Source organism: Siminovitchia fortis (assembly GCF_003605365.2).
GTDB classification, from domain to species: Bacteria; Bacillota; Bacilli; order Bacillales; family Bacillaceae_C; genus Siminovitchia; species Siminovitchia fortis.
The window spans coordinates 1-21,985 of the sequence record NZ_QYTU02000047.1 but is presented as its reverse complement, the minus strand read 5'-3'; the positions used below and the strand labels follow the sequence as shown (position 1 = coordinate 21,985).

The following is a 21,985-nucleotide window of genomic DNA, read 5'->3' as shown; positions in this document are numbered from 1 at the left end:
GTTCATTTTTAGATTACCATATACAGATGATCCAAGATTTGGGGAAGAGATGACACCAGAGGATAAGTATTTTCTCTTTATTTGCTCACGAATTCTAGTACAACTCAGGTTGGAATCTACTAAATAGGAAATGGCGTTTGATTTAGGGTATTCTCTCTCGAAACGGTGGATGCACTTTTAGACCGATTTATTCACCAAATTGATATGTCCGTTATAACTCAGAGACGAGTGAAAGCATCCTATAAGCGGAAACGCAACCATCAATCGTAAAAGAAAGAGTTTATCGAAAACGAAAGGTACGATAAGATAACTGTTTATTAACCGGTGATTTACAAAAGTTTTTTTCTGCACGCTATAAAGGTTGAGTTAACTTTTTTACATCGTTTTGGGATGCTCTATATAAACAAGCAAAACCGGCCCCTTTCGGACGGCCGGTTTTGCAGCTAAAGCTTTAGTTCTCCCATGCGCAGTAGTTCGACGACAGCTTGAGAACGCCCCTTGACTCCGAGCTTTTGCATGGCGTTGGATATATGATTGCGAACCGTCTTCTCGCTAATGAACAGTTCGTTCGCGATTTCCTTTGTGGTTTTATCCTGAACTAATAGCTCAAATACTTCTTTTTCTCTTTTCGTGAGCAGCGGTTTATGAGTGAATTCGTTCTCCTTCAACTATTGTAACCCTCCTTGCCTTCGCCAGCTTCAACCGTGGGGATGGGTATTAACTTTGTCATCACCATCATATGTGAATCAAATAATGGGAGTGACATGGGAATGGCAAGAAAACGATAAATAGGCAATCATTGACTTCATTTTTTACGGCTGTCATCAGCCGAATTAAACTTGTCTGAATCATCCTTGAACAGGAAATAAGAAATGACTCCCGAAACGAGGGCAGCACCAATGGCAATGTATGTCCGGATATTCGGTTCGATATCTGTATAATATTTATTCAGCCACCCATTTGCCATCAAATACACGATGATGGCAATCGGCAAAGGGAACAGTACGAGTCTTTTCACATTTCAACTTCCTTTTTAAAAAATTATATTTGAGGTTTCAAACTTTCGACATCAACCGCTCTTTGAATTCTTCCGACCATGGAACACTTTTCCCGCTTGATTTGGAAACTTGGACGATCGTTCCCCTCCCTGTAAAGCAAAGTGAACCGTCCGCCCGTGTTCCCATGTAATGGAGATCTATCGAAGAGGTCCCCATTTTGTTTACCTTTACATAAATCTTCAGCAGCTCGTCAAAATAAACCTGCGACAGGAAATCGCATTGTAGATCTGCCACCACAGGAATCGTTTCCTGGGAGGAATTCAGCCATTTCTGCATTAATCCGGTTTTCTTAAAAAAAGCGATACGAACTTGTTCAAAATAGACCAGCGGCACAGTGTTATTCAGGTGCCCAAACATATCGGTTTCTGAAAAACGCACTTTCACTTCTTGATAAAAAGAAAATTCATTTTTCCATTCTTCGAGGTTTTCTATGTATGAAATTCGGGACATACCCATATTCCTCCTTTAATAAAAAACAGCAGCTGCCTCAATGTGGACAGCTGCTGTTTCATTGCGTGAACAAGCAAGGTGAATATACGATTAATCCACCATATGGTCGCTTCCGAAGAACTTTTTAAACATTTGTATGCTTGTAGCACGGTTCATCGCAGCAATCGACGTTGTTAACGGGATTCCCTTCGGACAAACTTGAACACAGTTTTGGGAGTTTCCGCAGCCTGTGATTCCTCCATCGTCCATCAGTGCCTCGAGACGCTCATCTTTGTTCATAGCCCCGGTTGGATGCGCGTTATACAGGCGAGGCAGTGAAAGGAATGCAGGTCCGATGAAATCGGATTTGCTGTTGACATTCGGGCATGCTTCCAGGCATACTCCGCATGTCATGCATTTGGATAGCTCATAGGCCCATTGGCGTTTTCTTTCCGGCATACGCGGGCCAGGTCCAAGATCATACGTACCGTCAATTGGAATCCAGGCTTTGATCCGCTTCAAGGAATCAAACATTCTGCTTCTGTCGACGATCAAGTCGCGGACAACCGGGAAGGTATCCATTGGCTGCAAGCGGATCGGCTGTTCAAGCTTGTCAATCAAAGCCGTACAGGATTGGCGCGGCTTGCCGTTGATTTTCATAGAGCATGCTCCGCATACCTCTTCAAGACAGTTCATATCCCATGCGACCGGTGTAGTTTTTTCCCCTTTGGCGTTTACGGGATTACGGCGAATTTCCATCAACGCCGAAATGACGTTCATATTCGGACGGTAATCCAGTTTGAATTCTTCTTCATATGGATGGGAATCAGGATGATCTTGTCGAGTGATAATGAAGGTGACAGTTCTGTTTTCGCTCATCCTTATTTCTCCTCTTTCTTTTTAGTATAGTCCCTTTTACGAGGCTTAATAAGGGATACATCCACGTCCTCGTAGCTGAATTCCGGCTGGTTTTTGGAAGGGTTGAAATTAGCCATGGTTGTTTTCAGCCATTCCTCATCATTGCGGTCAGGGAATTCAGGTTTATAGTGGGCACCGCGGCTTTCATTGCGGTTCAATGCACCGATGGTGATGACACGCGCAAGCTGCATCATGTTCCACAGTTGTCTTGTAAACATGGCCCCTTGATTGCTCCAGCTTGCTGTATCGTTGATGTTGATGTTTTTCCAGCGGTCCATCAACTCAAGGATTTTATCATCAGTTGCTTTCAGGTTTTTATTGTCGCGAACAACTGTTACATTGTCTGTCATCCATTCGCCAAGTTCTTTATGGAGCACATAAGCATTTTCAGTTCCATCAAGTGATGTGATGTCCGCCCATTTTTCCTCTTCTTTTTTAACAGCCGAATCAAATAGTGATGAAGGAAGGTCTTCAACACTCTTTTCAAGACCATTTACATATTTGACAGCCTCAGGGCCCGCTACCATTCCGCCATATATGGCAGAAAGCAGGGAGTTTGCACCCAAGCGGTTTGCACCGTGCTGCGAATAATCACATTCACCGGCTGCGAACAAACCTTCGATATTTGTATGCTGTTCATAGTCAACCCACAAACCGCCCATTGAGTAATGGACTGCCGGGAAGATTTTCATTGGTACTTTACGGGGGTCATCTCCGGTAAACTTCTCATAGATCTCGATAATTCCGCCAAGCTTGATATCCAGTTCTTTTGGATCTTTATGGGAAAGATCGAGATAAACCATGTTTTCACCGTTAATGCCAAGTTTCATATCTACGCAGACATGGAAAATTTCCCGAGTGGCAATGTCACGCGGTACAAGGTTTCCGTATGCCGGATATTTTTCTTCAAGGAAGTACCAAGGTTTTCCGTCCTTATATGTCCAAACGCGCCCGCCTTCACCACGCGCTGACTCACTCATCAGGCGAAGCTTGTCATCGCCGGGAATGGCAGTCGGGTGAATCTGGATGAATTCACCATTCGCGTACGTTGCACCTTGCTGGTAGACGATGGAAGCTGCTGATCCGGTATTGATGACAGAGTTAGTCGACTTGCCGAAGATGATACCAGGTCCGCCGGTCGCCATGATCACAGCGTCTGCAGGGAATGATTGGATTTCCATTGTATTCAGGTTTTGGGCTACAATCCCTTGGCAAACTCCGTTGTCATCCTGAATGATCCCCAGGAAATCCCAGCCTTCATACTTGGTGACAAGCCCTGCCACTTCGTGGCGGCGCACCTGCTCGTCCAGTGCATATAATAGCTGCTGGCCTGTTGTGGCACCCGCAAATGCTGTACGATGGTGCTGGGTACCGCCGAAACGCCGGAAATCAAGCAAGCCTTCCGGTGTCCTGTTGAACATGACACCCATTCTGTCCAGAAGATTGATAATAGAAGGAGCTGCCTCGCACATCGCCTTTACAGGCGGCTGGTTGGCTAAAAAGTCTCCTCCGTAAACTGTATCGTCAAAATGGATCATAGGCGAGTCGCCTTCACCCTTTGTGTTAACCGCTCCATTAATGCCGCCCTGCGCACAAACAGAGTGGGATCTCTTTACAGGTACAAGGGAGAAAAGATCTACTGAATTTCCTTCTTCTGCAATTTTGATAGTTGCCATCAGGCCGGCTAATCCACCGCCGACGACAATAATTTTGCCCTTGCTCATCGTGAGGTTACACTCCTTTTCTACTTCTAATTGTATCGTTTTCCCGCAACAAAGTCATCTTGGGCCCATCATACGAACCACTCTGGATAGGCAAAAGCAAGAGCGGCACGAATTCCGACAATAGAAAGAATCACAAAGAAGATTCCCATTACCCAAGAAGAGATATATTGGGATCTTGGTGACTGTGTAATGCCCCATTTTACAAGGAATCCCCATAGGCCATTTGCCAAGTGGAATGTAGCAGACATGATTCCAATGATATAAATGATCAGCATGATCGGGTTAGTCAGGATATCCGCCATCATCTGGAAGTCCACTTCCGCACCAAGCGCTTTTTGGATACGCGTTTCCCATACGTGCCAAGCAATAAAGAACAATAAGATAATTCCTGTTATTCGCTGCAAGGTGAACATCCAGTTACGGAAAAAGTTCAGTCTGACCGGATTATTATCCGCCGTGAATGCGATATAGATCCCCAGTACGGCATGAAATAATAAAGGTATGTAGATGACAACAAATTCCAGGATGATGACGAAAGGAAGATTTCCGACAAATCCTGCTGCGTTGTTGTACGCCTCTTCGCCAAGCGTAGCGAAATGGTTGATGATCAAGTGCTGCACTAAAAAGACCCCTACCGGAATGACTCCAAGTAAAGAGTGCAGCCTGCGCCAATAAAACTCATTTTTTCCTGCCACGATTTACCCCCCTTAGTAGTTAAGCGTCTGCTCCTTTGACAGTTTTTGTCCGATTGGGCATGTCGAACAACATAAATGTTTGTAACAAAGTTGTGACCATATTTCATTCTACTCCCCTCATACGGGCTCGTCAAGACAAGGGATTCTTAATTTATTCTATACTGAATAAAGAATCCAATTCATAATAGGTTTCCTTTCCAATTAAACACCATTTTCGTTTATAATATACTCATATTGAAAGTGAGGAATAGCCGTGAGACCATTATCCAAGCATGAACACCTTCCTTTGAAAAATGAAGAGCCGGCAGCGGTGCCTGTCTTTGCTTATGAATTGTTAAGAGACGTACTCATCCCGGAGCTGCTCGGCGGCGATACCCATGAAATTTCCTATTGGGCGGGAAAACATATCGCCCGGAAGTTTCCGCTTCTGTCACTGGATGAAGCCATAGAGTTCTTCAGGGAAGCCGGCTGGGGACATCTGCATATAGTCCACGAAAAGAAAAACGAATTCCTTCTGGAATTAAGCGGCGACATTGTCGAAAGACGGCTTGTGATGGGGTCAGACCCCTGCTTCCGTCTCGAAGCCGGGTTTCTTGCCGAACAGGTGCAGTCCATGAAACAAGCTGCAGCTGAAGCTTTCGAGGAAATCAATAAAAAACACGGCAAAGTGGCGCTTGTTGTCCGCTGGGATCACAAAGCAATCCTGACAGATTAGCAATCCCTAAATATGTATCGCTGCATAAGCAGAACCTGCTCCGGGAGGGGAGCAGGCTTTTTTATTTTGAGGCTGCCTCTTCAAGTACACCAAGTTCAAAGGCATCATGCAGATGCCGGGCGGCCGGCTTCATTTTATCGGCATCAACAAGTACCGATACTTTGATTTCGGATGTGCTGACCATTTTGGATTGGATTCCGTTTTCAGCCAATACGGCAAACATTTTCGCTGCCACACCCGGGTTTGAAACCATTCCTGACCCGACGATGGATACCTTGGAAAGGCCGGTCTCACATTCGATATGATCAAACCCGATTGTCACCTTTTCCTTTTCTAACACATCAATCGCTTCCTGCCGGTCTTTATCCTTGATTGAAAATGACAGGTTCGTCTCACTGTCTGTTTGGCTTTGAATAATGATATCCACATCAATCTGATTGGCAGCCAAGGTAGAGAATACGGACGGAAGTCCTGATATTTCATCTTTCAAACCAAATACAGTCATTCTTGTAATATTGTCTTCAAATGCGACACCGCGTACAATCAAGTTCTTTTCCATAGAAGCTTCCTCCTCAATTACTGTACCTTCTTCATTTTCGATGCTGGACCTTACTTCTAATGATACGGAGTGATTTTTTGCAAACTCAACGGCACGTGGGTGTAGAACTCCAGCTCCAAGATTGGCAAGCTCGAGCATTTCATCATATCCAATTGATGCCAGCTTGCGGGCCTCTGTAACGTAGCGGGGGTCAGATGTAAAGACTCCGGTTACATCAGTGCAGATGGAGCAGCGTTCGGCTTTGAGCGCAGCCGCAAGGGCTACCGCAGTCGTGTCCGAGCCGCCCCTTCCTAGCGTTGTGATTTCCCCGTCTTCCGTCACGCCTTGGAAACCGGCCGCTACGATAATTTTTCCTTCTTGTAAAATTGCCTCTAAATGATCCGTCTTAACATCGACGATTCTTGCATTATTATGCACTTTCTCCGTGATGATCCCTGCCTGCCAGCCGGTCAACGAAACAGCTTCGGCTCCCATTTCTGTCAAAGCCATCGACAATAATGAAATCGATACCTGTTCCCCGGTGGCAAGCAGCATGTCCATTTCACGCTTTGCGGGGTGGTCCGTAATCTCGCCGGCCAATGTCAATAGCTGGTCAGTCGTCTTCCCCATTGCCGAAACAACAGCCACGACATTTTTACCATTTTCCTTTTCCGCGATGATCCTTTTCGCAGCATTTTTGATTTTATCCGTTGTGCTAAGCGACGAGCCTCCGAATTTAATGACGATGGTACCCATAATCTACCTTCTTTCGTTAGTAATAAAAAAAGCAATGAGAGTCTTCTCTCATTGCTTGTGAGTCACAGTTAAAATAAAAGTGAAAAAGCCACAACATGAGATAGCCCTCCAGTATGAATCATTTCATACTGACAATTCTGCATTTATTCAATAACAGAACCAGCAAAAATAATCATGGGGTTTATTTTCACTTCGGCAATCCTTCCCTTTCATAACCCTTCCTCAAAGCCCATGCTTCTCCGGATTACTACTCTTTAAGGTTTGCGCCTCTATCAACTTATTGATTTCGCCTCATTATAGCACGCGGACTTTTCATATTCAACTATTCTTTCAATTTTTCCATCAAACTGACTGCGATAGGCAGCGGAATGCCCAACCCGGTTATTTCGTCCAGGTCTGCTTCTTTCATTTTCTTCAATGAGCCAAAGTGCTTAAGAAGCTTTTGCTTCCTTGCCGGGCCGATGCCGGGCACTTCATCCAGGATGGACTGAAATGCCGATTTCCCCCTCAATTGGCGGTGAAACGTAATGGCAAACCGGTGAACCTCATCCTGAATCCTTTGCATCAGATAAAATTCTTGGCTGTTCCTTTCCAGCGGAACGGCAGCCAGCGGATCGCCGAACAAAAGCTGGGATGTTTTATGTTTTTCATCTTTTGCCAATCCCGCCACCGGAATGTCCAAGCCAAGCTCATCCTCCAATATGTCTTTTGCCGCTTCAATCTGGCCTTTTCCGCCATCAATGAGAATCAGGTCCGGCAGCGGAAGCCCGTCTTTTAACACCCGGGAATACCTTCGTCTGACGACCTCCCTCATTGACTCGTAATCATCAGGGCCTTCCACCGTCTTGATTTTATATTTCCGGTATTCCTTTTTATCAGGCTTTCCATTTATAAAGACAACCATGGCCGATACCGGATCGGCCCCTTGGATATTGGAATTGTCAAATGCTTCAATCCGGTACGGCGTATAAATGCCCATCGCTTCCCCAAGCTTCTCGACAGCTCGGATTGTTCTCTCTTCGTCCCTTTCGATCAGGGCGAATTTATCATGCAGGGAAACCTTTGCATTTTTTTCAGCCAGCTGGACAAGATCCTTCTTTTGTCCTCTTTTCGGTATGAGGATTTTTGTCTGAACCAGCTGCTCCGCCATGGATGCGTCAACGGAATCTGGCAAAAGGATTTCCCGCGGTTTGAAATGCTGGGGCTGGAGGTAAAATTGTCCTAAAAATGTAAGAAACTCTTCTTCCTGATCTCCGTATACCGGGAACAAAGATACATCTCTTTCGATCAATTTTCCCTGACGGATGAAAAATACCTGAACACACATCCACCCTTTATCAATCGCATATCCAAACACATCCCGGTCGATAAAATCGGAAGAAATGATCGTCTGCTTTTCCATCGTCGTTTCAATATTGCTGATTTGGTCCCGATATTCCTTCGCCCGTTCAAACTCAAGCTGGTCGGCGGCTTCGACCATTTTTTGCTGCAGCTCTTTTTTGATCGTCTTATATCCCCCGTTTAAAAAACGGGAAATTTCGTCCGTTATTTGCTTGTACGTTTCCTGTTCCACTTCATTGACGCAAGGCGCAAGGCATTGGCCAAGGTGATAATATAGACAGACCCTGTCAGGAAGCGACTGGCACTTTCGCAAAGGGTAAAGCCGGTCGAGGAGCTTTTTCGTTTCATGGGCCGCCTGGGCATTCGGATAGGGCCCGAAATACTTCGCTTTGTCTTTCTTCACTTTTCTTGTGATGATCAATCTTGGGTGGCGTTCATGCGTCAATTTTATATATGGATAGCTCTTATCGTCTTTGAGCAGGACGTTATACTTCGGAGAATGTTTTTTAATCAAATTCATTTCTAAAATAAGTGCTTCAACATTAGAAGAAGTCACGATATATTCAAAGTCCTGTATTTCAGACACAAGCCGCTGCGTCTTCGTATCATGGGACCCCGTAAAATAAGAACGAACCCGATTTTTTAACTTCTTCGCCTTTCCCACATAAATGATGGTACCCTGCCTGTCTTTCATCAAATAACATCCGGGATGGTCAGGCAGGATTTCCAGTTTATTTTTTATCATTTGATTCAAGGAAGTGACCTCCAGATTAATATCTCAAAAAAAATCCGAGCTGCCCGCTCGGATTCCTGAACATCTTACAGATGTTTGTTTACTAAATCTGCCAATGCTTCTTTTGGCTGAAAACCTACAGTTTTATCAACAACTTCGCCGTCTTTCATTACAAGCAAGGTCGGAATGCTCATGACTCCGAACTGGCTGGCTGTATCTTGGTTTTCATCAACGTTCACTTTTACGATTTTTGCTTTATCTCCAAGATCGCCGTCCAATTCTTCAAGAACTGGAGCAATCATTTTACATGGACCGCACCAAGGTGCCCAAAAATCTACAAGAACGACTCCTTCGCCAGTCTCAGCTTTGAAATTTTCGTCTGTTGCATTAATAATAGCCATTTTTTTACCTCCTAATATACTATCCGAAGCTAAGGCAAGTATATCATCAGGCTTTGATACGCGCTAACAATTTGCCTATACCTTAATATACCCTAGGCAGAATTGTTTACACGCCGCATTTCCTAAGAGGAGGCTTTCATTTTCCGGAACTCTTCTGTCAATAATGGCACCACTTCAAAGAGGTCTCCGACAATGCCATAGTCGGCTACATTAAAAATGTTCGCTTCCGGATCTTTGTTGATGGCGACAATCACTTTGGAATTGGACATTCCGGCCATATGCTGAATGGCTCCCGATATTCCACATGCGATATAAAGATCCGGCGTCACCACTTTTCCGGTTTGCCCGATTTGAAGGGAGTAATCGCAGTAATCAGCGTCACACGCACCGCGCGAAGCTCCTACCGCGGCTCCAAGAACGTCTGCAAGCTCCTGCAAAGGCTTAAATCCTTCGGCGCTTTTTACGCCGCGGCCGCCTGCAACGATGATTTTTGCCTCTGATAAGTCCACACCTTCGCTCGCTTTCGTGATGACCTCTTTAATAATGGTCCGCAAATCTTTTATCTCTGCTGAAACTGATGTAACTTCGCCGCTCCTTGATTCATCCTTCTCCAATGGATCAATGTTGTTTGGACGGATCGTAAAAAATGTAATGCCTTCGGTAATGACCTGCTTCTCAAATGCCTTCCCTGAATAAATCGGACGGATAAACACGATGCCGTCATCGCCTTCTTCAATGGCCGTGACATCGGAAACAAGTCCTGTGTTCAATTTGCTGGCAATCTTTGGGGACAGATCTTTTCCAAGGGCTGTATGCCCAAAGACGATGCCGTCCGGGTTTTCTTCATTAACGACTGCCATGAACGCCTGTGAAAAACCGTCTGAAGTATAGTGCTTTAACTGTTCGTCTTCCACTGTGATGACGCGGTCCGCTCCGTAATGGATCATCTCTTCCGCTTTATCTTTCACTGAATCGCCGATTAGAACAGCGGCTACTTCTCCGCCTTCAGCTATTTTCTTTCCTGCCGCAATCGCTTCAAAAGAAACATTCCTTAAGCTGCCATCCCGGAGTTCACCGAGTACCAATACTTTTTTTGCCATTGCTTAAACCTCCTGTTTCTCTGTAAATGGGATGTTAGATTACTTTACTGAGCAAGCCTGCAAGTTCTTTTACCTGGTCCTCCAATTCGCCCTCCAAAATCCGGCCCGCCTCTTTTTCCGGAGGAAGGAATATTTTAACCGTTTTCGTCTTTGGCTCAACATCATCTTCATCGAGGTCCAAATCATCCAATTCCAATTCTTCCAGAGGCTTTTTCTTCGCTTTCATGATTCCCGGCAGGGATGGATAACGCGGATCATTCAATCCCTGCTGGGCAGTGACGAGCAATGGAAGGGATGTTTCAATGATCTCGGAGTCACCTTCAACATCACGGACGATTTTGACTGTTTCACCTTCGATTTCCAATTTGGTGATTGTCGTTACATAGGGGATATCCAAAATATCTGCAACACGCGGCCCGACCTGTCCCGAGCCGCCGTCAATGGCAACATTTCCTGCCAATATCAGATCCGGCTCTTTATCTTTAAGGTATTCCGCCAGAATGGCAGCCGCTGAAAACTCATCATAATCGTCCAAATCGTCTTCAACATCAATCAGCGCAGCTTTATCGGCTCCCATTGCCAATGCAGTCCTGATCTGCTTTTCGGCATCTTCCTCGCCGACAGTTACGACAGTCACTTCTCCCCCATGCTCATCGCGAACGCGGATGGCTTCCTCAATCGCATATTCATCATAGGGATTGATGATGAATTCTGCCCCATCTTCTTCAATCCGGCCGTTTGAAATGGAAATTTTCTCTTCTGTGTCAAATGTTCTTTTCATCAGTACGAAAATATTCATTGATCGAACCTCCTAAAATATGAAACTTATAATGCTATTACTCTCCAGAAAAATTCGGTTCTCTTTTTTCAATAAAAGCCCGGATTCCCTCCTGTCCGTCCTTCGTAGTGAAGACCTCGCCAAATTTTTTCGCTTCCAGCTTGACTCCTTCATAAAAGCGCCCGTCCTTTCCGTACTGGAGAAGCTCAATGGCAGCCTTCAGAGAAGCCGGACTCTTTTTGGCGATTGACAGAACCATTTCTTTCGCTTCGTTCAACAGATCTTCCTCCGGATAGCTTTGGTTGGCCAAGCCCCATTGCACCGCTTCTTTGCCTGTGAGCGGTTTGCTTGTAAAAAGCATTTCCGCCGCCTTGGCTGCCCCTACATACCGCGGCAGACGCTGCGTTCCGGCAAAACCGGGTATCAGCCCAAGCTGCAGTTCAGGAAGCCCAAGCTTCGCATTGTCGCTCACTAGCCGGATGTGACACGCCATTGCCAGCTCAAGCCCACCTCCAAGCGCAGCTCCATGGATAGCAGCGATAACCGGCTTCGGGAACGATTCAATTTTTTCAAAAACCCTTTGGCCGTCCGCGGCCAGTTCGGAAAACGCCTCACCGCTTGGGACTTCTGTAAATTCCTTTATATCCGCTCCAGCGGAAAAGAAACGGCCTTCGCCAAACAGAAGAATTGCCCGGACATCTTTATCGTTCTCAAGTTCTTCCAATTGCCAATCAAGCTCCCTGATCACGGCCGTTGAAAGTGCATTGGCCGGCGGTCTCTCCATCTTAATAAAAGCAGCATTGTTTTCCTTTGAAACCGACAGAAACTCCATATTATCGGGCCCCCTTTAAGAGTTTTTTACATGCATCCATTCAGAATCAGTTGGTGTACTTTCGGGGCGAGCGCGACTAGGTCATATTTATGTTCATTCATCACCCAGGTTGTCGCTGTTTCATCCATTGTTCCAAAAATCATTTGCCTGGCCAGCCGGATATCCAGATCTGAAGCAAACTCGCCGCGTTCTTTGCCATATTCCAGAATGCTTTCCAATACGCTTAAATATTCTTTTAGCACTTCATTAATTTTAAAGCGCAGATCTTTGTTGGATTGTCTTAATTCCAATTGGGTGACAATCGCCAGCTTTTTGTCCGAGGATAAAATTTTGAAATGGCTTTCAATCATTACGAACAATTTCTCCGCAGCTGTTTCTTTTCCTGCAATCACTTCGTTGATTTTTTGAACAAACATGGCCATTTTTTCCTTAAAAACCGAAATGAGGACATCTTCTTTATTTTTAAAATAAAGATAGATCGTACCGTCTGCCACCCCGGCCTGTTTTGCTATTTTGGAAATTTGTGCCTGGTGGTAGCCGTTTTCGGCGATGACAACGACGGCCGCTTCAATAATTTGTTTATACTTTGGTTTATTCCTTCTCACTAGTTTCACCTTCTGCAGCAAAATGAATGATTGCTCATTCATAAAAATATGATAAATCTAATATAATTTTCTGTCAAGGAATTATTCTTCTGTAAAAAACTGGGCTTATATTCAAAAACAAGCGCCTGATCATCGACGTATGGTGAAAGTGAGAATTTGTTGGATTGGACGAAACATTTGGCTGATAGGCGCTAAAAACCTGATGCCAAAACGGTTGATTATCCGAGCTTTTCTTCCTGCTCCATTTTCTTTCTCTCTTCATCAACAAGATTACGCCGCAGAACTTTTCCAACAGCCGTTTTTGGAAGTTCATCCCTGAACTCATAGATTCTTGGAACTTTAAATGCAGCCAAATGCTTGCGGGCAAATTCATCCAGCTGTTGCTCGGTTACACTTGCCCCTTCTTTCAAGACGACATAGGCTTTGACTGTTTCCCCTCTGTACGCATCCGGCACACCGGCGACAACAACTTCCTGGACTGAAGGATGTTCGTACAGCACTTCCTCTATCTCACGAGGATATATGTTGAACCCTCCGGCAATGATCATATCCTTTTTTCGGTCAACGACATAGAAATATCCTTTTTCGTCCATATATCCCAAATCTCCGGTCAATAGCCATCCGTCTTTCATTGTCTTTTCCGTTTCTTCGGGCATATTCCAATAACCCTTCATCACCTGCGGCCCTTTTACTGCAATTTCTCCGACTTCCCCCGGCGGCAAAGGTTCCCCGTTTTCCAACGAAACGATCATGGCGTCGGTGTCAGGCCACGGTATGCCTATGCTCCCTTTCACCCGCTCGCGGTCCCAAAGGAAGTTGGCATGTGTAACAGGGGAGGTTTCCGTCAAACCGTACCCTTCAACTAATTTTCCTCCGGTCGCTTTTTCGAATTTCTCTTGGACTTCTACAGGCAGCGGAGCAGATCCGCTTATACAAGATTCGATGGAGGACAAATCGTATTTTTTAAAATCCGGGTGATTCAACAGGCCGATATAAATCGTCGGTGCTCCAGGAAATAGAGTTGGCTTCTGTTTATGGATCGTTTTCAAAGTGTTTTTCGCATCAAATTTCGGAAGCAGGATTATTTTATAGCCCTGCATGACTCCTAAGATAAGTACAGTCGTCATTCCATAAACATGGAAGAGCGGAAGCAAACCGAGAATTTTTTCCTCACGCTTTTTCATCTTATAGAGCCAGGCATCGCAGGCAGTCGCATTGGCAATCAAGTTTTTATGGGTGAGCATGACGCCCTTCGGATTTCCTGTTGTACCACCGGTATATTGCAGGAGGGCCAGGTCATTGTCAAAATCAAATTCTATGGGAACCTCATCAGGGGAAGCTCCATTCATGATCTCCTTAAATAGATGCTGGTTGCCTTCATGCTTTACCTTGACGACGATTCCGCTATCCCGCTTTTGGATGAATGGATAAATGACATTTTTGGGAAAGGGCAAGTAATCTTTGACAGCGGTTACAATTACATGCTCAAGATCCGTATTTCCCATCACTTTCATGATCCGCGGATACAGGAGATCAAGCCCGACGATTGCTTTGGCACCTGAATCCTTCATTTGATACTCAAGTTCTCTTTCCGTGTAAAGAGGATTTGTCTGAACAACAATCGCACCTGCATAAAGAATCCCATAATAGCTGATGACCGCCTGCGGAGAATTCGGAAGCATGATCGCCACCCGGTCTCCTTTCCTGATGTCGAGACTGCGCAAATAATTGGCCAATTTAAGGGAACTTTCGTAAAGCTCGCGGTAAGTCAATTCTTTCCCCATAAAATGAATAGCTGTTTTGTCAGGGTACTTTTTGGCTGTATCCGTCAAATATTGTTGTACCGGTTTCCTCTCATATTCCAATGTTTTGGGAATGGTGTCGGGATAAAGATCCAACCAAGGTTTCATAAATTTACATTCCTCCTTTTTCTGATAAACAGTTAGAAAATTTTAAACTTATGAATATTATATTACAACGATGGGCACCAGTACAACCAAATGCCTAAATTATTGGAAAAACCGCCTGTGTCCGACAGACGGTTTATGCTCGTATTAAATAGATAATACCGACTATGATAAAGATGCTGCATACAACAAACAGCACTTTTGCCAGTTTTTCCACTGCTTCCTCCTTAATGAATGCCGGAGCCGATGACATAAGACAGTCCTGCGGAAATGACCATCGACAAAAAGCCAACGGCACGGTTGTCTTTTTCTATCTCTTCATCAATTTTAAACTTTGGCGTCAAAAATTCAAAGATAAAGTACCCAGTCAACAGAAGGAAAAAACCGTACATTCCCCAGCCGATCATCACAAATAAAGAATCATGATGCAGGATGGAATGCCTAAAAATATTTGCTATCCCAAAAATTTTTCCTCCGGTAGCCATTGCAACCGCTACATTCCCTTTTTTTATTTCTTCCCAGTTTTTATATTTGGTCACCAACTCAAATATAAACAGGAACAAAACAATACAAAGGACAGTGACACTGTAATAGCCCGCCGTTTGCACAAATGAATTTTCCCAAAAAGAGTCCATTCAGATCATTCCCCTTTTTAATAGGAGACTCGGTGGGCGCTACTTGAATTCGACGACTGTGACACCGCTCCCGCCTTCTCCTGCTTCTCCAAGTCTTATACGTTTGACAGCCCGATGATGTTTCAAATATTCCGTTACTCCTGATCGAAGGGCGCCCGTTCCTTTCCCATGGATGATGGATACACGCGGATAGTTGGCTAGAAGTGCGTCGTCAATATATTTTTCCACTTCACGCAGGGCATCTTCATACCGTTCACCCCGAATATCAAGTTCAAGCCCAACATGATAGTCTCTTCCTTTGACGGTAGCAAGCGGCTTGGGATCAGATTTCTGTTCCGACTTGATAAACTCCATATCCTTTTCGGCAACTTTCATTTTTAAAACACCGGCCTGTACCTGCCATTCGCTGTCGCCCGTTTTTTCCAGCAAAGTGCCTTTTTGGCCGAATGTGGTGATCATGACCTCATCCCCCGGCTTCAGCTTGCGCTTCTGCTTGGAAGCTTTAGCCTGCCCGGGTCCTTTATCCAATTGAGGAACTGCAGTATCGAGCCTCCGGCGTGCCTCAATCAGTTCGTGTTCTTTTACTTGGGCACCACTTTCCAGTCTCATTTTCCGCAATGAATGGATCACTTCTTCGGCTTCAATTCTAGCTTTTTCTATCACTTCGGCAGCTTTTTGCTCGGCCTTATCATACATTTCCTTTTTACGTTCATAAAACTCCGCCATCTGCTTCTGGAGATCCTGATGAAGCTTTTCGGCATTTTTTAGATAAAAATGGGCCTCTTCATAATCTTTCTCTGCCTCCCGGCGGCTCTTTTCCAAAGAAGCAATCATGTTTTCCACTTCATTGCTTTCCGTGTCTATGAACGATTTTGCATGTGTAATGATTTCTTCCGAAAGCCCCAGCCGTTTGGAAATTTCAAATGCATTGCTCCGGCCGGGTACACCGATCAGAAGCCTGTACGTCGGCTTTAGAGTCTCCACATCAAATTCGACGCTCGCATTGATGACTCCTTCACGATTATAAGCATATGCTTTCAATTCCGGATAATGGGTCGTAGCAATCATACGGGCTCCCCGGCTGTATACATCATCCAAAATGGAAATGGCCAGGGCCGAGCCTTCCTGGGGATCCGTCCCTGCACCAAGTTCGTCAAAAAGGACAAGACTTTTATGATTTACATGCTTCAAAATATCTACGATATTAACCATATGTGAAGAAAAGGTACTCAAACTCTGCTCAATCGACTGTTCATCACCAATATCCGCAAAAACTTCCTGAAAAACAGCCAGCTCCGATCCCTCGGAAGCAGGAATATGCAGCCCCGCCTGCCCCATCAGGGTAAGAAGCCCCGCCGTTTTCAGTGTAATCGTTTTTCCCCCTGTATTCGGCCCTGTTATAACAATTGTGGAATAATCCGTTCCAAGTGTAATATCATTGGCCACGACCTCTTCCGAAGGGATCAGCGGATGCCGGGCCTTAAATAATTGGATCCGTCCCTCTTTATTAATGCCGGGCCTCGTTGCCTTCATCGATTTTCCAAATCGGGCCTTTGCAAAAATAAAATCCAGGGACTCCAAGAGTTTTACAAGGACAAGCAAATCATCCGCCGCTTCAGCCACTTTACCGGATAGTTCGATAAGAATCCGCTCGATTTCCCGGTTTTCCTTCACTTGCAGTTCGCGAAGACCGTTATTCAGATCAACGACTGCCTGCGGTTCGATGAACAGGGTCTGCCCCGAAGATGACTGGTCGTGAACGATACCTTGGTAATTGGAGCGATATTCCTGCTTGACTGGAATGACGTAACGCTCATTCCGGATGGTGATAATAGCGTCGGAAAGCATCTTCTGGGCATTTCTTCCGCGGATAAGGCTCTCAAGCTTCTCCCTTATCCTGTTTTCGTTTCTTCTTTTTTGCAGCCTGATGCTCCTTAATTCCGGGCTTGCAGAATCAAGCACCTCACCGCCTTCATCAATGGCGTTCTTAATGTCATGCTCCAATGGAGTCATCACGGCTATTTGATCGGCTTTACCTGCTAAATTGGGTATTTCCAATCCGTTATCCTCAATAAGATCCTCGATAAAGCGTTTCATTGAACGGCCTGTATGGATCGTACTTCCGATTTGTACAAGCTCGGCAGGATTCAGCACCCCGCCGATTTGTGTACGCTTAATATGCGGGTTGATATTAAAAATCCCGTCCAAAGGGGCATGTCCCTTTAATCTGAGTACATGCGCAGCTTCATCGGTCTCCTCCTGAAGCAAAACAACCTCCTCAAAAGATGTGGATGGCTTCAGATTTCTGATCCGTTCCGCTCCAAGCTCAGATGCTGCGAATTCCTCCAATTGCATGAGGATTTTATTAAATTCAAGCGTCTTCAATATTTTTTCATTCATGAACTTTGTTTTAAGTCCCCTTTCCAAAATGCCTAATCATTTCTTTGTAAAAACTTGACCAATTCATCCGGCTTCCAAGTATTGATGACAGATGAGCCTTGAATCCAGCCTCTTCTGGCAAATGATGCGCCAAGCTGCATGAACTCAAGGTTTCCGATATTATGCGCATCCGTATTGATCACCAATTTCACACCCTGTTCCTGGGCATGCCTTAAATGTTCTGCGGCCAAATCCAGCCTTGCGGGATTGGCATTCAGCTCCAATGCGGTATCCGTCTCCTTTGCCAGCTCAATCAGCCCTTTCATATCGACATCATAACCGTTACGCCTGCCGATCAGCCTGCCAGTCGGATGGGCGATAATGTCCACATGGGGATTTTTCAAAGCGCTTCTCAAGCGCTCCATGATCTTTTTCCGCGGCTGTGAAAAGCTCGAATGTATGGATGCAATGACAATATCAAGTTCAGCCAGCAATTCGTCTTCATAATCCAGATTTCCGTCCGGCAAAATATCCATTTCAATGCCCGATAAAATTAAAATATCGTCATACTTCTCATTTAGCTCTTTAATTTCCTCGTTTTGTTTTTTAATCCTGTCAATAGTCAGGCCGTTGGCCACTCTCAAAAATTGGGAATGGTCCGTGATGGCCATATATTGATAGCCCTTTTTCCGGCATGCTTCCACCATTTCCTCTATGGAAAAAGCTCCGTCCGACCAGGTTGTATGCATGTGAAGGTCGCCTTTTATATCATTAACATGGATTAATTTCCGGCTGCCGTCATACTCATCAACCTCTTGGCCATCCTCCCTGATTTCAGGCGGTATAAACGGCAAATCAAAATGATGGAAAAAGTCGCTTTCCGATTGAAACGTTTTTATTTCACCTGTTTCGGAATTCTCCACACCGTATTCGCTGATTTTTTCCCCTCGTGCTTTTGCAAGCTGGCGCATGCGGACATTATGTTCCGCCGAACCGGTAAAATGATGGAGAGCCGTAGCAAATTCATGGGGAGCCACAATCCGGAAGTCGGCGGAAATGCGGTATTGCCCGCCTTCCACCAATAGGGTCACTTTTGTATCCCCGCTTGCCGTAGCTTCTCCAAAACCTTCAAGTTCCAGCAATTGCTCTTTGACTGCCTGCGGATGTTCCGTTGCAATAATAAAATCAAGATCCTTGATCGTTTCCCTTACCCTCCTGAGGCTTCCAGCTCTCGAAAATTTCGAGATTTCCTTTATTTCTTTCAAGGAGGCTTCAATCAGCTCCGCAATCGGGATCATATATGAAATCGGCAGCCGATCCGGCTGCTTGCCCATTGAAGCCAGCGCCTCCATGATATTTTCTTCCGTTTTTTTGCCAAAACCTTTGATTGTCCTAAGCTTGCCCGCTTCGCAAGCTGCTTTCAGAGATTTGACATCAACAACATTAAGCTCTTTATATAATCTGGCAATGCTCTTGCCGCCAAGCCCGGGAATCTGCAGGAGGGGAATTAATCCTTTTGGCACTGTTTCCTGAAGTTCCTTAAGGACAGAAGAAACGCCGTCTTCAATAAATTCCTCAATGACGGCAGCTGTTCCCTTTCCGATGGACGGAATTTTTGTAAAGTCTTCGATTTCAGATAAACTTCTGTCATCCGCTTCCAATGCAGCAGCCGCTTTTCTGAATGCGGCCGTCTTAAATGGATTTTCCCCTTTAAGCTCCATATAGACGGCAATCTGCTCCAATAAACGAATGACATCTTTTTTATTTACTCCCATTTCTGTCACCAACCGTTCTCCATTCTCCTGCCTCTCATTTTATCAAATAAGATTGCTAAAAGAAATGCGGATGAGCCCGTTTAGCGACGTACAAACGGAAATGCGGAAGACGGCTGTTTAGGGGCGACAAGCGCTGGCCGCCGACAAACGCCACATCCTGTGGCGTCGGTGGCACTGGGACATCCTGTCCGTCGGAGGGCAATCCAGTGAAGTCGTTCTTTGACTTCATTGGATTGACCGAAGCGACCTCGAGCCCCTGCCGTCTGAAGCTAGACACTGGAGCACTCCGCAATGAGATAAAGGATAAGGAAGTGCGAGAGTGCCTGCTTATCGGCGCAAAGCTAGACGAGCGCTGAAGAAGGCGTAGTTTGCCTTCAGCAGCGATTGGCTTAATCCTTGCGCCGATGGCACTCGCAGCCAGACAACACGGCGACGGAGGCAGGCTCAAGCAGCGACGTCCTGTCGCTTCGCCTGCACTAGCACATCCTGTGCGTCGGAGCCGATGTTGACTTATCGTAGTGCTCTGAGCCTACTTCCTCGAATAAACATCCACGCAGAAAAAGCGAAGCTTTGTCGAGGAAAGGAGTGCGAAGTTTGCTAGTCGCTGGGCTCTGAAGCTAGACATTAAAAGAAAAACTTCTCTTCGCAAAGAGAAGTCAGCTTTGGATATAGTCGATCCACCATTTTTTCAATTCAGCAGATAAAAAAGGTGTATAATTAATCATCCCTTTGGCAAGAAATGAACCATTGATTGCCTCCTGGATAGCCGGAATCGGCAGCAGTGCCGCGATATACAACAATATGAAAATCATCAAGTAAACTTCCAAAAATCCGAGAATGCCACCGGCCCAGACATTCAACGTTTTTAAGATCGGGAGGCTTGCAACAAAATCAAGCGCCGATCCAATGATGCCCAGTATAATACGAACGGCAAAAAAGATAATGACAAATGCTATGGCACGGTAAAAAGCCTCATCCATGCCTACTCCGTCAAAAACCATTTGCAATGTCTTCCCTGGATCAAGGTCCGGATACGGGATCCAAAGCCGGAGTTTCGGAGCCAAATCATCGTAATAAATGTAAGCAACGATAAAAGCGGCGATAAAGCCGATCATATGAATCACCTGAAGGATGAATCCCCTTCTAAGACCGACAAAGAAACCAATGATCAAGATGATCAATAAAGCTAAGCTCAACATACGTATTTCATTCCTTTAGACGCGAAAGCTCTTGTTCCAGATGCTCCAGGCGCTCTTGAAGTTTGATTTGCTCATGGACAGCATTGACAGCCGTCAGAACGGCAAGCTTGCCGGTATCAAGATTGGGGTTAACCGATCGGATTTCCCGCATTTTCTCATCAACAAGCTCTGCGACCAGTCTCATATGCGCTGATGTCTCTGTCCCTGTAATGATATAATGTTGTCCATAGATTGTAACTGGAGTGCGGGTCTTTTCACTTGACGACAAAGTCATGCCCCCATTTCTTCATGTAAAGCTTGAAAAATATAAAACTACTACTTTTTCATGTAAAAAATCCTACCTTATATCATAACACGAATAAAAAAAGATGGGAATCATTTAAAAAATGAAGATCAGGAGAGTGCTGTCTTATGGCCAATACCGTTATTCAAACAACCTTTAAGGAAATTGAGAAGATGAAAGAATATTATCAGCCTTACCTTTCCGAAAAAAATCCACCTGGAAGTATTTTTTTTGCGAGGAAAAACGGCTGTGTCATTACTGCTTATAAATCAGGGAAAGTCATGTTCCAGGGAGCCGGAAACGAGGAAGAAGCGAAACAATGGGGCAATCCTGGCTTAAATCAAGCAAAAAACCCCGCTGCATCAAAGGCATCAGGAATGCCGCTGCCGGATAACATCTCGGAATTGTCAATCATCGGTTCGGACGAAGTCGGCAAGGGCGACTATTTTGGACCGCTTATTGTTGTAGCCGCATACGTAAAAGCTGATCAGATTCCCCTGATGAAAGAGCTTGGCGTAAAGGACTCAAAGCATCTGACGGACTCCCAAATCATCAAGATAGCCAAAGACCTGGCAACTTTTTTGCCATACAGCCTGTTAAAGCTGGGTAATCCAAAATATAACAAGCTGCAGGCATCAGGCATGACGCAGGGGAAAATGACCGCCATCCTGCACAACCAGGCGCATAACCATTTACTTGAAAAAATTTCGCCCGAAAAGCCGGATGCCATTTTGGTCGACCAATTTGCCCAGGCTCCCGTCTATTACAAACACCTGAAAGGGAAAAAAATGATTCAAAGAGAGAAAGTCTATTTCAGTACGAAGGCGGAAGGCATCCATTTGGCAGTGGCGGCTGCATCAATCTTGGCACGCTACGCTTTCATCCGCGCTTTTGAGGATTTAAGCAAAAAAGCGGGATTTACCATTCCAAAAGGAGCAGGCGCCAAGGTTGATCATGCGGCGGCAAGGCTCATTAAAGAAAAAGGTGTTTCCGCCTTGAACGAGTTTACAAAACTGCATTTTGCCAATACAGGTAAAGCGAAAAAGATTGCGGGGATGTAAGTGAAAGGCTCGATCAGCGGGCATTGGATCGCGGAGCCATTGTCCGGGCTACGCGGTTTCCCCCTTTCGCGGGCACTGGCTCACGGAGCCGTTGTACGGGCAATGCGGTTTCCTCCTTTCACG

21 protein-coding genes and 1 riboswitch are annotated in these 21,985 nt (G+C 45.3%); of the genes, 2 read left to right on the top strand and 19 right to left on the bottom strand.

From position 1 onward, the window contains the following. Positions 1 to 443: 443 nt before the first annotated feature. The 6 genes from D4N35_RS15915 to D4N35_RS15890 form a co-directional block, all read right to left on the bottom strand. Positions 444 to 668, bottom strand: coding sequence for a helix-turn-helix domain-containing protein (locus D4N35_RS15915; RefSeq protein ID WP_120075451.1), 225 nt, complete (start codon positions 666 to 668; stop codon positions 444 to 446). 137 nt (positions 669 to 805) lie between these two features. Beyond that, positions 806 to 1,018: a histidine kinase gene (locus tag D4N35_RS15910; RefSeq protein WP_120075449.1), complete on the bottom strand. Its 213-nt coding sequence runs from the start codon at positions 1,016 to 1,018 to the stop codon at positions 806 to 808. Positions 1,019 to 1,055: 37 nt separating this feature from the next. After that, positions 1,056 to 1,508, bottom strand: a complete 453-nt coding sequence (locus D4N35_RS15905) for an acyl-CoA thioesterase (RefSeq protein ID WP_120075447.1) — start codon at positions 1,506 to 1,508, stop codon at positions 1,056 to 1,058. Between the two features lie 90 nt (positions 1,509 to 1,598). Continuing rightward, complete coding sequence (gene sdhB, locus D4N35_RS15900; protein ID WP_120075446.1) at positions 1,599 to 2,366, bottom strand: succinate dehydrogenase iron-sulfur subunit; 768 nt, start codon at positions 2,364 to 2,366, stop codon at positions 1,599 to 1,601. Positions 2,367 to 2,368: 2 nt separating this feature from the next. Further along, entirely contained in the window at positions 2,369 to 4,129 is a 1,761-nt protein-coding gene (gene sdhA, locus D4N35_RS15895) for a succinate dehydrogenase flavoprotein subunit (protein ID WP_120075444.1), read from the bottom strand. A 68-nt stretch (positions 4,130 to 4,197) separates the two neighbouring features. Beyond that, positions 4,198 to 4,824, bottom strand: a complete 627-nt coding sequence (locus tag D4N35_RS15890) for a succinate dehydrogenase cytochrome b558 subunit (protein ID WP_120075442.1) — start codon at positions 4,822 to 4,824, stop codon at positions 4,198 to 4,200. 253 nt (positions 4,825 to 5,077) lie between these two features. Between D4N35_RS15890 and D4N35_RS15885 the strand changes: the two genes are divergently transcribed. Next, positions 5,078 to 5,539 carry a YslB family protein gene (locus tag D4N35_RS15885; RefSeq protein ID WP_120075440.1) on the top strand — a complete coding sequence of 154 codons (462 nt, stop codon included), beginning with the start codon at positions 5,078 to 5,080 and terminating at the stop codon, positions 5,537 to 5,539. 61 nt (positions 5,540 to 5,600) lie between these two features. On the opposite strand, the gene D4N35_RS15880 is transcribed toward D4N35_RS15885, so the two are convergent. The 13 genes from D4N35_RS15880 to zapA form a co-directional block, all read right to left on the bottom strand. Then, entirely contained in the window at positions 5,601 to 6,833 is a 1,233-nt protein-coding gene (locus tag D4N35_RS15880; protein WP_120075438.1) for an aspartate kinase, read from the bottom strand. Between the two features lie 93 nt (positions 6,834 to 6,926). Continuing rightward, positions 6,927 to 7,113: riboswitch (Lysine riboswitch) on the bottom strand. A 42-nt stretch (positions 7,114 to 7,155) separates the two neighbouring features. Continuing rightward, positions 7,156 to 8,928: an excinuclease ABC subunit UvrC gene (uvrC, locus tag D4N35_RS15875; RefSeq protein WP_120075436.1), complete on the bottom strand. Its 1,773-nt coding sequence runs from the start codon at positions 8,926 to 8,928 to the stop codon at positions 7,156 to 7,158. A gap of 65 nt (positions 8,929 to 8,993) precedes the next feature. Beyond that, on the bottom strand, positions 8,994 to 9,308 hold the full coding sequence (gene trxA, locus D4N35_RS15870; protein ID WP_120075434.1) for a thioredoxin: 315 nt from the start codon (positions 9,306 to 9,308) through the stop codon (positions 8,994 to 8,996). A 122-nt stretch (positions 9,309 to 9,430) separates the two neighbouring features. Next, a complete protein-coding gene (locus tag D4N35_RS15865) occupies positions 9,431 to 10,408 on the bottom strand; it encodes an electron transfer flavoprotein subunit alpha/FixB family protein (protein ID WP_120075432.1) in 978 nt (325 codons plus the stop codon). A 34-nt stretch (positions 10,409 to 10,442) separates the two neighbouring features. Further along, positions 10,443 to 11,207 carry an electron transfer flavoprotein subunit beta/FixA family protein gene (locus tag D4N35_RS15860; RefSeq protein WP_120075430.1) on the bottom strand — a complete coding sequence of 255 codons (765 nt, stop codon included), beginning with the start codon at positions 11,205 to 11,207 and terminating at the stop codon, positions 10,443 to 10,445. 37 nt (positions 11,208 to 11,244) lie between these two features. Further along, the gene (locus D4N35_RS15855) at positions 11,245 to 12,018 is read right to left on the bottom strand and encodes an enoyl-CoA hydratase (RefSeq protein ID WP_120075428.1); all 774 of its coding nucleotides are present in this window, start codon (positions 12,016 to 12,018) and stop codon (positions 11,245 to 11,247) included. A 26-nt stretch (positions 12,019 to 12,044) separates the two neighbouring features. Then, the gene (gene fadR, locus D4N35_RS15850) at positions 12,045 to 12,623 is read right to left on the bottom strand and encodes a fatty acid metabolism transcriptional regulator FadR (RefSeq protein ID WP_120075427.1); all 579 of its coding nucleotides are present in this window, start codon (positions 12,621 to 12,623) and stop codon (positions 12,045 to 12,047) included. Between the two features lie 218 nt (positions 12,624 to 12,841). Further along, entirely contained in the window at positions 12,842 to 14,533 is a 1,692-nt protein-coding gene (locus tag D4N35_RS15845) for a long-chain-fatty-acid--CoA ligase (RefSeq protein ID WP_120075425.1), read from the bottom strand. A 224-nt stretch (positions 14,534 to 14,757) separates the two neighbouring features. Next, on the bottom strand, positions 14,758 to 15,165 hold the full coding sequence (locus tag D4N35_RS15840; protein ID WP_120075423.1) for a DUF350 domain-containing protein: 408 nt from the start codon (positions 15,163 to 15,165) through the stop codon (positions 14,758 to 14,760). 39 nt (positions 15,166 to 15,204) lie between these two features. After that, entirely contained in the window at positions 15,205 to 17,565 is a 2,361-nt protein-coding gene (locus D4N35_RS15835; RefSeq protein ID WP_120075421.1) for an endonuclease MutS2, read from the bottom strand. Positions 17,566 to 17,597: 32 nt separating this feature from the next. Next, the gene (gene polX / locus D4N35_RS15830) at positions 17,598 to 19,319 is read right to left on the bottom strand and encodes a DNA polymerase/3'-5' exonuclease PolX (RefSeq protein WP_120075453.1); all 1,722 of its coding nucleotides are present in this window, start codon (positions 19,317 to 19,319) and stop codon (positions 17,598 to 17,600) included. A 656-nt stretch (positions 19,320 to 19,975) separates the two neighbouring features. Beyond that, the gene (locus tag D4N35_RS15825; RefSeq protein ID WP_120075419.1) at positions 19,976 to 20,518 is read right to left on the bottom strand and encodes a CvpA family protein; all 543 of its coding nucleotides are present in this window, start codon (positions 20,516 to 20,518) and stop codon (positions 19,976 to 19,978) included. A gap of 7 nt (positions 20,519 to 20,525) precedes the next feature. After that, positions 20,526 to 20,786: a cell division protein ZapA gene (gene zapA / locus D4N35_RS15820; protein ID WP_120075417.1), complete on the bottom strand. Its 261-nt coding sequence runs from the start codon at positions 20,784 to 20,786 to the stop codon at positions 20,526 to 20,528. 143 nt (positions 20,787 to 20,929) lie between these two features. On the opposite strand from zapA, the gene rnhC reads away from it, so the two are divergent. Further along, on the top strand, positions 20,930 to 21,862 hold the full coding sequence (gene rnhC, locus D4N35_RS15815; protein ID WP_120075416.1) for a ribonuclease HIII: 933 nt from the start codon (positions 20,930 to 20,932) through the stop codon (positions 21,860 to 21,862). Positions 21,863 to 21,985 lie beyond the last annotated feature (123 nt).

Excerpts from the sequence above, each read along its gene's own strand:
- D4N35_RS15880 (WP_120075438.1), bottom strand. The coding sequence starts at position 6,833 with ATGGGTACCATCGTCATTAAATTCGGAGGCTCGTCGCTTAGCACAACG.
- polX (WP_120075453.1), bottom strand. The coding sequence starts at position 19,319 with ATGGGAGTAAATAAAAAAGATGTCATTCGTTTATTGGAGCAGATTGCC.
- D4N35_RS15825 (WP_120075419.1), bottom strand. The coding sequence starts at position 20,518 with ATGTTGAGCTTAGCTTTATTGATCATCTTGATCATTGGTTTCTTTGTC.
- D4N35_RS15835 (WP_120075421.1), bottom strand. The coding sequence starts at position 17,565 with ATGAATGAAAAAATATTGAAGACGCTTGAATTTAATAAAATCCTCATG.
- trxA (WP_120075434.1), bottom strand. The coding sequence starts at position 9,308 with ATGGCTATTATTAATGCAACAGACGAAAATTTCAAAGCTGAGACTGGC.
- sdhB (WP_120075446.1), bottom strand. The coding sequence starts at position 2,366 with ATGAGCGAAAACAGAACTGTCACCTTCATTATCACTCGACAAGATCAT.
- D4N35_RS15865 (WP_120075432.1), bottom strand. The coding sequence starts at position 10,408 with ATGGCAAAAAAAGTATTGGTACTCGGTGAACTCCGGGATGGCAGCTTA.
- rnhC (WP_120075416.1), top strand. The coding sequence starts at position 20,930 with ATGGCCAATACCGTTATTCAAACAACCTTTAAGGAAATTGAGAAGATG.
- sdhA (WP_120075444.1), bottom strand. The coding sequence starts at position 4,129 with ATGAGCAAGGGCAAAATTATTGTCGTCGGCGGTGGATTAGCCGGCCTG.
- D4N35_RS15845 (WP_120075425.1), bottom strand. The coding sequence starts at position 14,533 with ATGAAACCTTGGTTGGATCTTTATCCCGACACCATTCCCAAAACATTG.
- D4N35_RS15860 (WP_120075430.1), bottom strand. The coding sequence starts at position 11,207 with ATGAATATTTTCGTACTGATGAAAAGAACATTTGACACAGAAGAGAAA.
- D4N35_RS15905 (WP_120075447.1), bottom strand. The coding sequence starts at position 1,508 with ATGTCCCGAATTTCATACATAGAAAACCTCGAAGAATGGAAAAATGAA.
- D4N35_RS15855 (WP_120075428.1), bottom strand. The coding sequence starts at position 12,018 with ATGGAGTTTCTGTCGGTTTCAAAGGAAAACAATGCTGCTTTTATTAAG.
- D4N35_RS15840 (WP_120075423.1), bottom strand. The coding sequence starts at position 15,165 with ATGGACTCTTTTTGGGAAAATTCATTTGTGCAAACGGCGGGCTATTAC.